The 14465-nt window shown below is 67.2% G+C and carries 12 protein-coding genes and 1 tRNA gene; 7 read left to right on the forward strand and 6 right to left on the reverse strand.

Annotation, left to right across the window (positions count from 1 at the left end):
* Window positions 1-117: 117 nt before the first annotated feature.
* Entirely contained in the window at window positions 118-1143 is a 1026-nt protein-coding gene (locus FHT36_RS12740; RefSeq protein ID WP_169122874.1) for a polysaccharide deacetylase family protein, read from the forward strand.
* A gap of 66 nt (window positions 1144-1209) precedes the next feature.
* Here the strand turns inward: FHT36_RS12740 and FHT36_RS12745 are convergent, their stop codons facing one another.
* Window positions 1210-1917 carry an aldolase gene (locus tag FHT36_RS12745; protein ID WP_169122875.1) on the reverse strand — a complete coding sequence of 236 codons (708 nt, stop codon included), beginning with the start codon at window positions 1915-1917 and terminating at the stop codon, window positions 1210-1212.
* A gap of 166 nt (window positions 1918-2083) precedes the next feature.
* On the opposite strand from FHT36_RS12745, the gene ltnD reads away from it, so the two are divergent.
* From ltnD to FHT36_RS12765, 4 genes are all read left to right on the forward strand, one after another.
* Window positions 2084-3022 (forward strand): L-threonate dehydrogenase, encoded by a 939-nt coding sequence (ltnD, locus tag FHT36_RS12750; RefSeq protein ID WP_169122876.1) that lies wholly within the window; start codon window positions 2084-2086, stop codon window positions 3020-3022.
* Window positions 3023-3161: 139 nt separating this feature from the next.
* On the forward strand, window positions 3162-3419 hold the full coding sequence (locus FHT36_RS12755; RefSeq protein ID WP_169122877.1) for a cysteine rich repeat-containing protein: 258 nt from the start codon (window positions 3162-3164) through the stop codon (window positions 3417-3419).
* Window positions 3420-3705: 286 nt separating this feature from the next.
* A complete protein-coding gene (gene glsA, locus FHT36_RS12760; protein ID WP_210257759.1) occupies window positions 3706-5541 on the forward strand; it encodes a glutaminase A in 1836 nt (611 codons plus the stop codon).
* A gap of 115 nt (window positions 5542-5656) precedes the next feature.
* Window positions 5657-6454: a DUF2189 domain-containing protein gene (locus FHT36_RS12765; RefSeq protein WP_229643773.1), complete on the forward strand. Its 798-nt coding sequence runs from the start codon at window positions 5657-5659 to the stop codon at window positions 6452-6454.
* Between the two features lie 40 nt (window positions 6455-6494).
* Here the strand turns inward: FHT36_RS12765 and FHT36_RS24875 are convergent, their stop codons facing one another.
* Together FHT36_RS24875 and FHT36_RS12775 are read right to left on the reverse strand one after the other, a co-directional pair.
* Window positions 6495-7763: an NUDIX hydrolase gene (locus FHT36_RS24875; protein WP_169122879.1), complete on the reverse strand. Its 1269-nt coding sequence runs from the start codon at window positions 7761-7763 to the stop codon at window positions 6495-6497.
* Between the two features lie 148 nt (window positions 7764-7911).
* Window positions 7912-8664, reverse strand: coding sequence for an SIMPL domain-containing protein (locus FHT36_RS12775; RefSeq protein WP_169122880.1), 753 nt, complete (start codon window positions 8662-8664; stop codon window positions 7912-7914).
* Window positions 8665-8856: 192 nt separating this feature from the next.
* Here FHT36_RS12775 and FHT36_RS12780 point away from each other — a divergent pair.
* A tRNA-Ile gene (locus tag FHT36_RS12780) sits at window positions 8857-8932 on the forward strand.
* Between the two features lie 179 nt (window positions 8933-9111).
* Here FHT36_RS12780 and FHT36_RS12785 read toward each other — a convergent pair.
* Genes FHT36_RS12785 through FHT36_RS12795 form a run of 3 tightly spaced genes read right to left on the reverse strand, consistent with a single transcriptional unit; the run spans window position 9112 to window position 11971 of the window.
* Window positions 9112-9765 carry a response regulator transcription factor gene (locus FHT36_RS12785; protein ID WP_169122881.1) on the reverse strand — a complete coding sequence of 218 codons (654 nt, stop codon included), beginning with the start codon at window positions 9763-9765 and terminating at the stop codon, window positions 9112-9114.
* Window positions 9762-11270: an ATP-binding protein gene (locus FHT36_RS12790; protein ID WP_169122882.1), complete on the reverse strand. Its 1509-nt coding sequence runs from the start codon at window positions 11268-11270 to the stop codon at window positions 9762-9764. The genes FHT36_RS12785 and FHT36_RS12790 overlap by 4 nt, the downstream gene beginning before the upstream one ends.
* Window positions 11267-11971, reverse strand: a complete 705-nt coding sequence (locus FHT36_RS12795) for a hypothetical protein (RefSeq protein WP_169122883.1) — start codon at window positions 11969-11971, stop codon at window positions 11267-11269. The genes FHT36_RS12790 and FHT36_RS12795 overlap by 4 nt, the downstream gene beginning before the upstream one ends.
* A 504-nt stretch (window positions 11972-12475) precedes the next feature.
* On the opposite strand from FHT36_RS12795, the gene FHT36_RS12800 reads away from it, so the two are divergent.
* Window positions 12476-14362, forward strand: coding sequence for a methanol/ethanol family PQQ-dependent dehydrogenase (locus FHT36_RS12800; RefSeq protein ID WP_169122884.1), 1887 nt, complete (start codon window positions 12476-12478; stop codon window positions 14360-14362).
* Window positions 14363-14465 lie beyond the last annotated feature (103 nt).

Consider the following 14465-nt stretch of genomic DNA (forward strand, 5'->3'; position numbering starts at 1 on the left):
TGAAAACCCGACAAATCGGGCAAAAAAGGCACGAGGGCCCCGCGCACTTCACGATTTATCCACAAAAACACGTGAGGCTTCGAGACAGATGGAACCTAAGGCCGGGATACCGCCGCCGTGAAGCCGCTCCTCATCGTTACCGGATTTGTGGCCGCCGCCGCCGTTGGCGCAGGCATAGCCATCAGCCCGCTTCTGTCGGCCAGGGATGACGGCCCGGCGACCACCCAGTCCATTTCCCAGCCGGCGAACCCGGCTTCCGGACAGGCCGCCCAGGGCAAGGGTGCGACCGCCGCGCAGAAGAGCGCGGCCGCTGCGGCCCAGCCGGTGCCGGCCCCCGCGCCGGAGCCTGCCGCCCCGCCGCCGGTCACGCCGCGCAAGAACTACACCTACAAGTCGTTCGACGTGGATGGCTCCTACATCGCCATGACCTTCGACGACGGCCCGAACCCGGAGACGACGCCGCGGCTCCTGCAGATCCTGCGCGAGCGCAACATCAAGGTGACCTTCTTCGTGCTCGGCAACATGGTCGCCAAGCACCCCGAAGTGCTCAAGATGATCGCCGACGAGGGCCACGAGATCGGCAGCCATTCCTGGAGCCATCCGCAGCTCACCCGCATCAGCCAGGCGGCGGTGGACAAGGAGCTGGGCAACACCTCCGAAGCCATCTTCCAGGTCACCGGCAAGCGCCCGATCTATCTGCGCCCGCCTTACGGCTCCATGAAGCCGACGCTGCGCAGCTACATCGAGGACAAATACGGCCTGACCATCGTCAACTGGTCAGTGGACCCAAACGACTGGAAGAACCGCAACAGCCAGGCCGTCCATGACGCCATCATGGCGCAGGTGAAGCCGGGCGCCATCGTGCTCTCCCACGATATCTACGCCACCACCGTGGATGCCATGCCGCGCATCCTCGATGAGCTGGCCGCCAAGGGCTACAAGTTCGCCACGCTGTCGCAGATGGTGGCCATGGACAAGCCGCTGAAGGTGGCCCTCGCCGCCCCCGGCGCCGCCACCAAGAAGCCGAAGCCCAATGGCGCGAAGCCCGATGCAGCCAAGCCGGCCGGCACGCCCAAGCCGGTCGCCGCCGCGCCAAAACCGGCCGCGTCCTCGGCCCCGGCTCGCAGCGCCGGCGTCTACTGACGCAACAGGTTCATCCCCTCAAACGGCGCTCCGGTCCCTGGGGCGCCGTTTTTCGTTCCGGGCCGGTCAGTCCTCACCCGGGTGGGCATGACCGCCGTGCGCGTCGTCGTGGTCATGATGGGCATCCGGCGCCGGAAGGGTGAGGCCGAAGGTCTTCACTAGATCGTCCACCTGCGCCGGCGACAAGTACCGCGGGTTGAGGCCGCGCAGCAGCAAATAGAGCTTCGCCGTCTCTTCCAGCTCCTCGGTGGCGAAGACAGCAGCCTCCAGCGTGTCTCCCGCAACAACCGGACCGTGATTGGCCAAGAGCACTGAAGTGTAGCGGCCGGCAAGGCCCCGGATCGCGTCAGCGACGGCGGGATCGCCCGGCCGATAATAAGGCAGAAGCGCAGTCTGCCCGGCACGCATGAGGTAATAGGGCGTCATGGGCGGCAAGGCCGCGCGCGGATCGATCTCCGGCAGCATGGTGAGCGCCACCGAGTGGGTCGAGTGTAGGTGCACGATGGCCCGCGCCGTGCCGCGGGTCTCGTAGAGTGCCGAATGCAGCGGGATTTCCTTGGTGGGCGGATCGCCGCTCAGGAGCCGTCCGGCCGCATCGAGGCGGGAGATGCGCGCGGGATCAAGGAAGCCGAGGGACGCATTGGTGGGCGTCACCAGCCATCCGCCGTCGTCTAGCCTCAGGCTGATATTGCCGGAAGAGCCGGGAGTTAGCCCCCGCTCGAACAATGAGCGCCCGAAGCGGCAGATCTCCTCCCGCAGTCTGGTCTCGTCCATGGCCGGCCTCCGCTTGTTCCGCCGACGCACAAAAGCGAAGCGGACCCCCCTTGGCAAGCGTGAACAGCACCGCGGCTAAAACGATTTGATCCCCTGCCGGCAGGCTCCTACAAAAGGCTCCGGATGCCGCCGGGCCAACAGGCGGCCGAGACACGGGGAAACGGCCATGGCCGAGCAGGCGGAAGGAACAGCGGGCAACCAGGGCGCCAGACGCGCGGGCGTGATCGGCCTCGGCTCCATGGGGTTCGGCATGGCGCAATCGCTGCTGCGGGCGGGGCTTGATGTCGCCGGCTGCGATGTGGGCGCGGCCGCGGTGGAGCGCTTCGTCGCGGCGGGCGGGCGTGGTGCGACTTCTCCGGCAGAGGCCGCCGAAGGGGCGGACATGGTGGTCAGTGTGGTGGTCAACGCCGCGCAGACCGAGGCCATCCTGTTCGGGCCTTCCGGCGTCGCCGAGACGCTGCCCGAAGGCGCGGTCTTCATCTCTTCCGCCACCATGGACCCAGACATCGCCCGCAGCCTTGCCGCGCGGCTGGAAGCTACCGGGCGGCACTATCTCGACGCCCCCATCTCCGGCGGCGCCCGAAGGGCGGCGGAAGGGGCGCTTACCATCCTCGCCTCCGGCAGCGCCGCCGCCTTCGCTAAAGCCAAGCCGGCCCTCGACGCCATGGCCGCCAAGCTCTACGCGCTGGGTGACGCGCCGGGTCAGGGCGCCGCCTTCAAGATGATCAACCAGCTCCTCGCCGGCGTGCACATCGCCGCCGCCAGCGAGGCCATGGCCTTCGCCGCGCGGCAGGGGCTGGACCTGAAAAAGGTCTACGAGGTGATCACCGCCTCGGCCGGCAACAGCTGGATGTTCGAGAACCGCATGCCACACGTGCTCGATGGCGACTACACGCCGAAAAGCGCGGTGGACATCTTCGTGAAGGACCTCGGCATCATCCAGGACATGGCGCGCAGCGCGAAGTTCCCGGTGCCGGTCTCGGCCGCCGCTTTGCAGATGTTCCTCGCCACCTCCGCCGCCGGCATGGGCCGCGACGACGACGCCTCCGTCGCCCGCCTCTATGCCCGAATCACCGGCACGAAGCTGCCCGGTGAGGGGAACTGAGGCGCCGCGGGTGTCGCTTTTCTGCCGCGGCAGGGAGGTTACACTCCGTCGCGATTCGTTACCCTCGGGGAACGCCCGTGCAACCTCGCCCCGCGAGGGTCAGGCGTCGACCCGACGCAACAACACGAGGATCCTGCCGATGACCCTCTCGCTCCGCGCCTCCTTCCTCGCGCTCCCCCTTCTGGCCCTTTGCGCCGGCCCGGCTCCGGCGCAGACCGCCGCCACCCTCACCGCAGAGCAGGCCCAGGCCCTGCGCACCGCCTGCTCGGCGGACGTGAAGAAGCTGTGCGGCGACGTGCAGCCCGGCGGCGGGCGCGTGGTCCAGTGCATGCAGGGCAAGAAGGAGCAGGCAACCCCGCCCTGTCAGGCCGCCCTCGGTGCCCTCAGCAAGAAGTAGTTGCCTGAGCCGGCCTTAGGCGAGCGCCACGAGGCTGGCATTTCCCACTGTTGCTACGTAACTCAGACGGACCGCCTCTCCGGCGGCCGTAAGCGGCATAGGCGCAGCTGGAGGCTGCGATCTTGCCCGGAAAGTCGGCTTGAGGATACGCGACCGCCCTCGCCTCTTCGCAGCGCACGGGCGGCGCGCGCTGACTTCCTCCGCTCTCCCTCCGTCAACGCGACGGCGGTTTTGCGGCATTGCATCATGGCTCAGGTCGCGTTTCACTGGAGGTGATTTGCGGAGCCTGACCTTGCCCTATCCCTCGACCACCCTCGAGACCCCGTTGCTGCGGTTCCTGAAGGACACGCACGCGGACTTCTCCCGCATCGACGAGGGCGAGGTCGCCTCCTATATCCCGGAGCTGGGCAAGGCCAATCCCGACCATTTCGGCATCGCCGTCGCCACCACGGACGGGCATGTCTATGAGGCGGGCGACACGCAGGTGCCCTTCACCATCCAGTCGGTGTCGAAGGCCATGGTGTTCGCCCTCGCGCTCGATCTGCTGGGGGCGGAGCGGGTGGAGGCGGCCATCGGCGTGGAGCCGAGCGGCGAGGCGTTCAACTCCATCCGCCTTCGGGCCGACAACAAGCCGTTCAACGCCATGGTGAATGCGGGCGCCATCGCCTGCTCGGGTCTGATTGCGGAAAGCACCGGTGGGGATGCGTTCGAACTGATCCGCCAGGCCCTCGGCCGCTTCGCCGGGCGCGACCTCGGCGTGGACGAGGCGGTGTTCGAGAGCGAGCGCTCCACCGGCGACCGCAACCGCGCCATCGCCTACCTCCTGCGCACCTATGGTGGTGTCACGGGCGACGTGGACCGGCTGCTCGATGTCTATTTCCGTCAGTGCTCCGTGCTGGTCACCGCCCGAGACCTTGCGGTGATGGGCGCGACCTTCGCCAACCACGGCGTCAACCCGCTCACCGGCGCAACGGTGGCATCGAACTATGCGGTGGCGCGCACCCTAGCGGTCATGAGCTCGTCAGGCATGTACGACTTCGCCGGCGAGTGGATCTACCGCGTGGGCGTGCCGGCGAAGAGCGGCGTCGGTGGCGGCATCCTCGCCGCTCTGCCCTCCCAGCTCGGTCTCGGCACCTTCTCGCCCCGGCTCGACATGCACGGCAACAGCGTGCGCGGCATCCGCACCTGCGAGGCGATTTCCGAAGCCTTCGACCTGCACATGCTGTCGCGGCGGGACGATGTGCGCACCTGCATCGTCGCCGATTATGATTTCCGCACCGTGCCGTCCAAGCCGGGCCGGCAGCCGCACGAGCAGGACATCCTCTCCGCCCGTTCCGGCGCCATCCGCGCCATCGAGCTGGCCGGAAAGCTTTCCTTCGCCTCCATGGACTACGTGACCCGGCGCCTCACCGACCCCGCGGGCGTGCCGGAATTCCTTATCCTCAACCTGCACCGCGTCGCCACCATCACCGATGCGGGCTTGAGGCTGCTGACCGGCCTCATCAAGAACCAGCTGCCGGCCGCCACCACCGCGGTCATCGCCGGCGTCGAAGCCGCCTCCCCGCTCACGCCCCAGCTGAAGGCCCTGCGCGAGCAGGGTGTGCGCGTGCGCATCTTCCCCACCTATGACGCGGCGGTGGAATGGGCCGAGGATCAGGTGGTGTACCGCCACGGCGGCTTCTCGCGCATCGAAGTGGAGGCGGACCTCAGCCGACAGGCGCTGCTGGCGGGCCTTTCCCCCCAGGAGCTGGCTGATCTGTCCCGGCTCGGCACTCGCGTCGTATTCCCAGCCGGCACACGGATCATCTCCGCCAACGAGCCGCCGGCCAGGGTCTATTTCCTGCTGCGGGGCATGGTTAGCGCACGCTCGGTGGGAGACGTGCGGCTCTCCACCATGATTCCCGGCATGGTGTTCGGGGAAATGGCCCTCATCGAGCAGCCGCGCAGCACGGACGTATGGGCCGACACGGAGGCGGTGTGCGTGGAGGTGACGGCGGACCAGTTCCGCGCCTTCCAGGAGACCCACGCCCGCGCCGCCGACCGGATCATGCGCAACCTCGCCATCCTGCTCGCGGGGCGGATGCGCATGGCGACCGCCCGCATCGAGATGCTGACCGGATAAAGCCTTCCGCTCGCGCTCCCCGCCTAGCACTTTCGGCCAGCCTTGAGCGAAGCCCTTTACAACCCCCCGTTCCCCTCCCAGTCTTCTTCCAAAGAGAAGAATTCGGGAGGTGAAGATGGTGGATACGGTGGAGAACCGGCCACAGGCCGTGCAGGCGATGCCGGCGGTCCGGGCGGTGACGTTCGCGGACGTGAAGGCCTCGCTCATCGAGGGATTGTCGGACTTCGCTCGGGCCCCGGCCTTCGGCCTTGCGTTCGGCGCGCTCTATGCGGCGGGTGGTCTCGCCATCGTCGCCTGCGTCTTCTTCTTCGAGCTGGGCTATCTCGCCTATCCGCTCTTCGCCGGATCGGTGCTGATCGGTCCGTTCGTGGCGGCCGGGCTCTACGATGTCAGCCGGGAACTCGAGGCAGGGCGCGAGCCCACGTGGAACGGCGTCCTGTCCACCATCTTCGCCCAGCGCCAGCGCGAGCTGGGGTGGATGGCGTTCGTCACCATCTTCGCCTTCATCATCTGGATGTATCAGGTGCGGCTGCTGCTCGCGCTGTTCCTCGGCTTCGCCTCCTTCGCCACGCTCAACGACTTCCTGAAGGTGCTGTTCACCACCTCGGACGGCATCGCCTTCCTGGCGGTAGGCCACGTGATCGGTGCGGCGCTGGCACTGGGGCTCTTCTCCATCACCGTCATCTCTTTCCCGCTGCTCATGGACCGGAATCTCGACGTGGTGACCGCGATGATCACCAGCGTGCAGGCGGTGCTCACCAGCCCCGGGCCGATGATCCTGTGGGGCATCTGCGTCGTGGCGCTGATCGCCATCGGCACGGCGCCGGCCTTCCTCGGGCTGATCTTCGTGCTGCCGGTTCTGGGGCACGCCACGTGGCACCTGTACCGCCGGGCCGTGGCGCCGCTTCCCTGATACGGCCACGCCGGCGCGGAGGCGCGTCGGCGCACCCCGCCTAGCGCTTCGGCTTAGGGGGTGATTTGGGCGCCGATTTAGGCACGGCGGCCTTGCGCGCCCGCGCCTTCTTACTGGCGGCAGCGCTCTCCGCAGCGGACGCGAGCGGCGACTTCGCGGACTTGGCTGTCGTGGTCTTGGCCGTCGTGGTCTTGGTCGACGCGGTCTTCACAGCTGGTTTCCTGACCGGCGCAGCTTTGCCCGACGCGGATTTGGCGGACGCAACTTTTGCCGGTTTCGGGGAGGCCTTGGACTTTGCCGCCTTGGCCTTCGCCACCTTGGGCTTCACCGACTTGGCGACCGTCGCTGTCCTGGAGGCCTTGGCGACCGTCGTTTTGGCAGCGCCCTTGGCCCTCGCCCCCGTTTTTGCCGCCCCGGCATCGGCAACAGGGACCGGGGCTGCTTTCGCCTTTGCTGCTGCAAGCGCCTTGGTCGCCTTGCTCTTGGCGCCTTTGGTCCGAGCGACCGGCGCAGCGTCGTTCTCCTGCGCCCTATCAGCCAACGATAGGTTTTCCGGGTCCATGGCAAGCGCCGCGCCGCCCTTCGCGGACTTCGCCTTACCCGCTTTCGCCTTGGTCTCCTTAGCCTTTGCCGACTTCGCGGCAGTCTTTGCCGGCTTCGGCTCCTTCGGCGGCTTTCCCTTCGGCGCCTCGAGATCGGCCTCCTCGGTCGCAGCGTCCTTGCCCTTGGCGACCTTGGCCTTGCCGTCCCGGGCCTTGGTCGCCTTCGCTTTCGCGGGCTTCTCCTTGGCCGCAGGCACTTCAGCGGAGCTGGCGGCTTCGGCCTGCGCTTCCTCCCAGCGTCGCCCCATGATGGCGCCGAAGGACAGGATCAGCTCGGAGAGGTCCTCCTCCTGAACCGCTGCCGCAGCGGTCTCGATGGAGAACCAGAAGCCGTAACGCTGGAACCGTTCCGGCCACTTCTGCAGCAGGCGCTTCACCTTGAGCGGGAACACCAGCACGTCGCAAAGCACCGAGCGGGTGCCGAGGCGCTTCTCGTAGGTGTAGGAGCCGAGCGGCTCGCGGGAGACCACGCCGACGAGGCCAGCCTCCTCATAGCATTCGCGCGCGGCGGTCTTGGGCGGTGTGAGGCCCTTCATGGGCCACCCCTTGGGAATCACCCAGCGCCGCGTCTCTCGGGAGGTGATGAGGCGGATCTGCACCTCGCCGTCGCGCCTGACGCGATACGGCAAGGCGGCATACTGAACCCTGCGCCCGGTCGAGGCGCCCTTGGCGACCGAAAGATGGGGCCAGTCCGACCAAGGCGCCATGGGCGATCCAGGAGCGGGGGGAGCGGAATGAGGAGCCTAAGCGACCGAGGACCTCTTTCTCCGCCCGCCGACGGCAGAATCGGTCATCAAGACTGATCTATCATAAAGCGTTGCAGCGACGAAATTTCGCCGGCCAGCGGCCGGCCCCTCACTGGGGCTCGGCCTCATAGACCAGGACGGTGCGGGCCCGCACCTCGATCTCCCCGGCCTCGACCGGCACGGCCATGCGGGCCGAATCCGCCTTCATCATCATGGGCGCCGGCATGATGGGACCGCCGCTCTGCCCCTCGGGCTGGATCGACATGATGCGCGTGAGCCGAAGCCCCGCGGCCGCCGCGACGCCCTTCGCCTGCTCTATGGCATCCTTCACGGAGGCGGCGCGCGCCTCGCCTTCCAGACGGTCGGTGTCGGCGAGGGAAAAGGAAAGGCCTGAGGCTTGGTTGGCACCGGACTGAACCACCTTGTCCAGGAGCCCGCCGAGCTTGCCGAGATCGCGCACCGTGATCCGCACCGAATTGCGCACCTCGAAGCCGATCAGCTTGGGCTGCTCGCGCGACGGCGGCTGCGGATAGGACTGCTGCGGCTGGATGGAGAAGGAGGAGGTGGATATGTCGTTCGGCGCAATGCCGGCCGCCTTCAGCGCCGCAATCACCTCCGACACCGCCTTGGAATTGGCGGCGAGCGCGTCATCAGCGGTCTTGGCGTTGGTGACGACCCCGGTGGTGAGCACCGCCATATCCGGCGGCGCGGTGCGCTTCGCCTCGCCCACCACCGTGATGGTGGCCGCAGCTGCCGCAGGCCCCGCAACGGCAAGCGTTGCGGCCAAGGCCGCCGCAAACACGGCCGCCGTGCTGGCCGCGGCGCGCGGGAGGGAAACGATGCGGGCCGGCGAATGACGCATGGAAGTATCCTCGTTCGGCCCCGGATTTTCTGTCACCGGGACTTGGATGCGCAGACGACAGCGCGAACACGGCGCCATTGCGGCGGGCCCGCCCCCGTCCCCACCCTAAGGGCATGCGTCTCGCAGCCGGGCGGGAATCTGTTGTTCCCGGGAGGCAGGATTGGTAGAGCAGCAGGAACATGCCGCACTTGGGGGCCTGTAGCTCAATGGTTAGAGCTGACCGCTCATAACGGTTAGGTTGGGGGTTCAAGTCCCTCCGGGCCCACCAAATCTCAATGGCTTGTGGACGAAGGGCGATCTGCCGCGTCCATGTGTTCGGCGGTCAGGTACCAAATCTGCGGATGGCTTTCGGGTGACGCGTCCAACCTGTTGGCCGAGAGCGGCTATCGCGATGTCCGCTGCCGACGGCAAAGGCTGTCAGGTTCGGACTCGCCGAGAGGGGCGAGACTAGTTCTTCATCCGCCCCACGGGGGCTCCGGCCACGTACTGGATGGCGCGGTGAATCAGCTCGGCGAGGTTTGTCGCCCCGAGCTTGGCCTTGAGCTGGGAGCAGGTATTGGCCACCGTCTTATAGCTCACGCCCAGTTCGTCGGCGATCTGGCCGTAGGCCTTGCCTTCGGCAAGGAGCGCCAGCGCCTGCAACTCGCGCGGAGTGAGGTCAGCCATCACGCCGCTCCGCCCGCGCGTGCCGAGCAGGGCCACCTCCAGCGCCAGGTCGTGGCTGATGTAGGGCTGGCCGCGCCGCACCTTTTCGAAGGCTTCGAGGAGATCGTCGGGCGAGGTGTCCTTCAGGAGATAGCCGGTCGCGCCGGCCTCCAGCGCGCGGCTGGCGATCACCGGGTCCGCGTGCATGCTGAAGACCAGGATCGGCATGCGCGCCGCCTGCGCCCTGAGCCGCCGCACCAAAGCGAGCCCGGCGAGGCCGCTGCCGTTGAGCGCGAGATCGACGATCACCACGTCCGGCCGCTTGCGCCGGAATAGGCGATAGCCGGCCAGCGCCGTCTGGGCCTCCATCAGGTCCGAGACGCCCGCATCCTCCAGCAGGTGCCGGCAGCCCTGCAGCACGATGGGATGGTCGTCGATGAGGAGAACGCTGGTCATACCGGATGCCCTGGCCCTGAACGCACGCGCCTACCCTCGGCGGAGGACGGGGACGCGGAGGTAGAATGCCCCAACGGGATGGGAAGCTCCACAAAAAGGCGCGCCCCTCCTTCGTTGCCCCGCTCCAGCCGGCAACTGCCGCCCAGCGCGCGCACCCGCTCCTTCATGCCCGAGAGGCCGTGGCCCATCGATGGGATGGCCGGTGGCCCCTTCCCGTCGTCCGCGACGACAAGGCGCAGCATCCCCCCTGCGCCGCGTCGCACCTCCTCGCCGACGATGATGCGCACGGAACGGGCATTGCCGTGCTTGAGCGCGTTGGTCACACCCTCCTGCGCGCAGCGATAGACGGTCGCGTCGAAAGACGGCTCGTAGTGATCGGCAAGCACCCCGGTCTCCAGTGCGAATCGCCGCTCGGGATCGTGCTGGCGGAAATCGGCGACGAGGCTGGAAAGCACGTCCTTCAGCGGCACGTGGTCGAGCGCGGCGGGGCGGATGCGGGTGAGCAGGCGGCGGTTGGCGACCTGCATCCGCTCGACAATCTCGATGAGGCTCTTCGCCCGCGCCACCATGCGCTCGGCATTTTCAGCAGGGGCCGTGGCCGCGAGGCGAGCGAGCGAATCGGCGCTGGCCTTCAGGCCGAACATGAGCGGCCCCAGCTCGTCGTGCAGATCGCCGGCGATCTGGCGGCGCTCGTCCTCCTGCAGGCTCACGAGACGGGCATAGAGGTGAGCATTCTCCTCTCGCGCCGCGCCGAGGGTTTCGGCAAAGGCGTTGAAGCGCTCCGCCACCTCGGCGAGTTCGCGGGTGCGGGGCGGCTCGACGCGGCAGGCGAACCCAATGTGCTCCAGTTCGTCCAGAGCACCGCGGAAGCGCGAGAGATCCCGCCTCACCTGTCCCAGGGCGACGAACAGGGCCGAGAGAATGGCGAAATTCACCGCGAGCGCGACGCTGGCGAAATCGAACACGTCGTCCCAGACCTCGGCCACCTCGTCGTCGGGAACGCCCTCGATCCGCACCCGGCCGATAAGGGTGCCATCGGCCACCACGTCGATCCGGCGCGTGACCTGCGAAACGCCGATCAGACGAGCGAACCAGGAGGGCGCCGCCTCGCCATTCGCGGGCGCGCCGTCGGCGGGTAGCACGGCCGGGCGCCCGTCCGGTCCCTCGAGGGAGATACGCACATGGCGCAGGTGACGCAGATGCGGCGGAAAGGCCGCCGCGAGGGTCGTGCCCTGCTCGCTGGCCACGCGCTCGGCCACCTCGCGGACCATGTTCTCGGCCATTTCGACGGAGGCCACCATCTCGCGTCCGGCCGCGACCCGCGCATTCACCACCACCACGGCGCCCGCCACCACGGCGGCGACCAGATTGATGGCGAGCACAGCGCCAAGCACACGGGTGCGCAGCGACACCCGGCGCACCGCCGCCGCCGCTGCGCCCGCCTGATCGTCCGCGCCCGCGATGCCCCGCGGCAAGGAGGCGCGCGTGGCGGGGTGGACGCTCATGGGTTCCTCCGTTCGGCCGCCGGCGCGGCAAGCGTGGCGAGGGCGTCGTCACGGCTCGCCCCGGCGGCCCGCAGATTGAAATAGTGCTGGCACAAATCACTATAGCCGATCCGCCTGATCGCGCGACCGACCTGGATGAAGCCCCCGAGCAGCGCCTGCGGGCTTTCGACCACAGAAATTTCGCCGAGCATGCGCTCCAGCTGGAGCGTGCGGTTGGCCAGCATGCGACGGTTCTCGTCGAACACGGCGTCGGCCTCGCTCAAAAGCGTCGCGATCTCCGCCACGGCCTCGGCCGACGCGGGCGCTCCGGCCGGCGCAGACCGCGTGGCAAGAAAAACTTCGGGCGGGGTGTCATCACCCACATCAAGCCATTCGCGCGCCGGACCGCCCCGGGCAGCGACCCCTTTGGCACTCCCGCCCCCGGACGGCGGCGCGGCCTCTGGAGCCGAAGCTGCGCTGGAGGCAACCGGTCGGCGCTCCTCCTCCTCACCGCACGACGCCAGCGCGAGCGCGCCTAACGCCGCCAGAAGGCACATCGCGAAAAGCCGGGCGATAGGCAGCCGATTGGAAACACGGCCATGGCGCATCGGCAAAGCAGTCTCCCCCGCGTATTCTGACGAATTTGCCGACATCTTCACCACCCGTCCGCCTGCATGGACCGCGACGATCTCTGAATATTTTCTCAGAACAAGACGGATCAAGATTCCATCTTTCCGAAAACACGAGCGATATAAAGCACAACACCCCCGGCAACAGCACAAATAAACGAACCCGGGCGGGACTCGGAACGCTGCGGCATCTGTCGGCAAATAACATACTTATCAGACACTTATGGAAGTCCGGCAACCGTCTTTGCCAACTGTTCCCACAATGAATTGCCGAATGATCGGCAGACAACGGTGCCGATACCGCTTCAACTGATGCCACACAAGATAACGAACCATAAGAATTCAATAAGAAAAAGAAGAACGGGTCTCAGGTCGCAATCGGAGGACGACCGCCACCCTGGCCATCACCAGCTCTGCTGCCCGCAAGGTGCGATCTCCTGCGTCCCGGCCCTGGGGCGGGGGTGAGCCATGTGCGCAAGCGGAGGGGAAGCTTCGGCTCCCGTGCCGCTCCCGCTGCCGCCCGGCTGCGCGGGGGAATGCACGGGTGCTGGAGGGACAAGTCCAACCGAGTGAGGAACCACCCAAGGAAAACGCCAAATGACGAGATTGTTTTCTTCCGTCTCCCTCTGTGCCGTGACCCTCGCCCTCGCGGCGGGGTCGGCGGCCGTTAGTTCGCAGGCGCTCGCCAACGACAAGCTCGTCGAACTCGCCAAGAGCGACGACAACTGGCCGATGACCGGCAAGAACTACGACGCAAACAACTACAGCCCGCAGAAGCAGATCAACAAGGCGAACGTGAAGCAGCTTCGCCCGGCCTGGTCTTTCTCGACCGGCGTGCTGTCCGGCCACGAGGGCACCCCGCTCGTCGTCAACAACGTGATGTACATCCACTCGCCTTACCCGAACACGACGTTCGCGGTGGGCCTGGATGATCCCGGCCACATCCTGTGGCAGCACAAGCCGAAGCAGAACCCCACCGCCCGCGCGGTCGCCTGCTGCGACGTGGTGAACCGCGGCCTCGCCTACTGGCCCGGCGACGGCAAGACCCCGGCGCTCATCCTGAAGACCCAGCTTGACGGCCATATCGTGGCGCTCAACGCCGAGACCGGCGCGGAGTTCTGGAAGCTGGAGAATTCGGACATCAAGGTCGGCTCCACCCTCACCATCGCGCCCTATGTGGTGAAGGACACGGTGCTGGTGGGCTCCTCGGGCGCCGAGCTCGGCGTGCGCGGCTACGTCACCGCATATGACGTGAAAACCGGCGCGCAGAAGTGGCGGGCCTATGCCACCGGCCCGGACGAGCAGGTGAAGCTCGCCAACGACTTCAACAAGGCCAACCCCCAGTACGGCCAGAAGGGCCTCGGCACCGGCACCTGGGAAGGCGACGCCTGGAAGATCGGCGGCGGCACCAACTGGGGCTGGTACGCCTTCGATCCCGGCACCAACATGATCTACTACGGCTCCGGCAACCCCGCGCCGTGGAACGAGACCATGCGTCCCGGCGACAACAAGTGGACCATGACCATCTGGGGCCGCGACATCGACACGGGCGAGGCGCACTTCGGCTACCAGAAGACCCCGCACGACGAATGGGACTATGCCGGCGTCAACGTCATGATGCTCTCCGAGCAGAAGGACAAAGCCGGCAAGATGCGCAAGCTCCTGACGCATCCGGACCGCAACGGCATCGTCTACACCCTCGACCGCACCGACGGCTCGCTCGTGTCCGCCGACAAGATCGACGACACGGTGAACTGGGTGAAGCAGGTGGACCTGAAGACCGGCCTGCCCCAGCGCGATCCGGAATACGCGACGCGCATGGACCACAAGGGCCGCGACATCTGCCCCTCGGCGATGGGCTACCACAACCAGGGTCACGACAGCTACGACCCGGAGCGGCAGTCCTTCTTCATGGGCATCAACCACATCTGCATGGACTGGGAGCCCTTCATGCTCCCCTACCGCGCGGGTCAGTTCTTCGTCGGCGCCACGCTGTGGATGTATCCCGGCCCGAAGGGCAACAAGCAGACCTATGAAGGCCTCGGCCAAGTCAAGGCCTACGACGCCATCAACAACAAGTACAAGTGGGAAGTGATGGAGCGTTTTGCGGCCTGGGGCGGCACGCTCGCCACCGCCGGCGGCGTGATGTTCTACGGAACGCTCGACGGCTTCATCAAGGCCCGCGACAGCGACACCGGCGAGCTTCTGTGGAAGTTCAAGCTGCCGTCCGGCGTGATCGGCCATCCCATGACCTACACCCACAAGGGCGTGCAGTACGTCGCCATCTATTACGGCGTCGGCGGCTGGCCGGGCGTGGGCCTTGTGTTCGACCTCAACGATCCCACCGCCGGCCTCGGCTCCGTGGGCGCGTTCAAGCAGTTGCAGAATTACACCCAGATGGGTGGCGGCGTGATGGTGTTCTCGCTCGACGGCAAGGGCCCCTACGACGACCCGAAGGTGGGTGAATACGCTTCCGGCGGCTGACCTCCGACAACCGCCCCTTGCCGGCCGCCGTCACCTCGGCGGCGGCCGGTTTCTTCTTTCGCCATAAGCGCATCCATCGCCCCCTGATCGCCTGCCGCACGGC

The sequence above is a fragment of the Xanthobacter sp. SG618 genome, assembly GCF_012932745.1.
Classification (GTDB): domain Bacteria; phylum Pseudomonadota; class Alphaproteobacteria; order Rhizobiales; family Xanthobacteraceae; genus Xanthobacter; species Xanthobacter flavus.

What these genes read in the sequence shown, in the direction of transcription:
- FHT36_RS24875 (WP_169122879.1), bottom strand. Translation starts at nt 7,763, where the DNA reads ATGGCGCCTTGGTCGGACTGGCCCCATCTTTCGGTCGCCAAGGGCGCC.
- FHT36_RS12790 (WP_169122882.1), bottom strand. Translation starts at nt 11,270, where the DNA reads ATGAGCGTCCACCCCGCCACGCGCGCCTCCTTGCCGCGGGGCATCGCG.
- FHT36_RS12775 (WP_169122880.1), bottom strand. Translation starts at nt 8,664, where the DNA reads ATGCGTCATTCGCCGGCCCGCATCGTTTCCCTCCCGCGCGCCGCGGCC.
- ltnD (WP_169122876.1), top strand. Translation starts at nt 2,084, where the DNA reads ATGGCCGAGCAGGCGGAAGGAACAGCGGGCAACCAGGGCGCCAGACGC.
- FHT36_RS12785 (WP_169122881.1), bottom strand. Translation starts at nt 9,765, where the DNA reads ATGACCAGCGTTCTCCTCATCGACGACCATCCCATCGTGCTGCAGGGC.
- FHT36_RS12765 (WP_229643773.1), top strand. Translation starts at nt 5,657, where the DNA reads ATGGTGGATACGGTGGAGAACCGGCCACAGGCCGTGCAGGCGATGCCG.
- FHT36_RS12745 (WP_169122875.1), bottom strand. Translation starts at nt 1,917, where the DNA reads ATGGACGAGACCAGACTGCGGGAGGAGATCTGCCGCTTCGGGCGCTCA.
- FHT36_RS12800 (WP_169122884.1), top strand. Translation starts at nt 12,476, where the DNA reads ATGACGAGATTGTTTTCTTCCGTCTCCCTCTGTGCCGTGACCCTCGCC.
- FHT36_RS12755 (WP_169122877.1), top strand. Translation starts at nt 3,162, where the DNA reads ATGACCCTCTCGCTCCGCGCCTCCTTCCTCGCGCTCCCCCTTCTGGCC.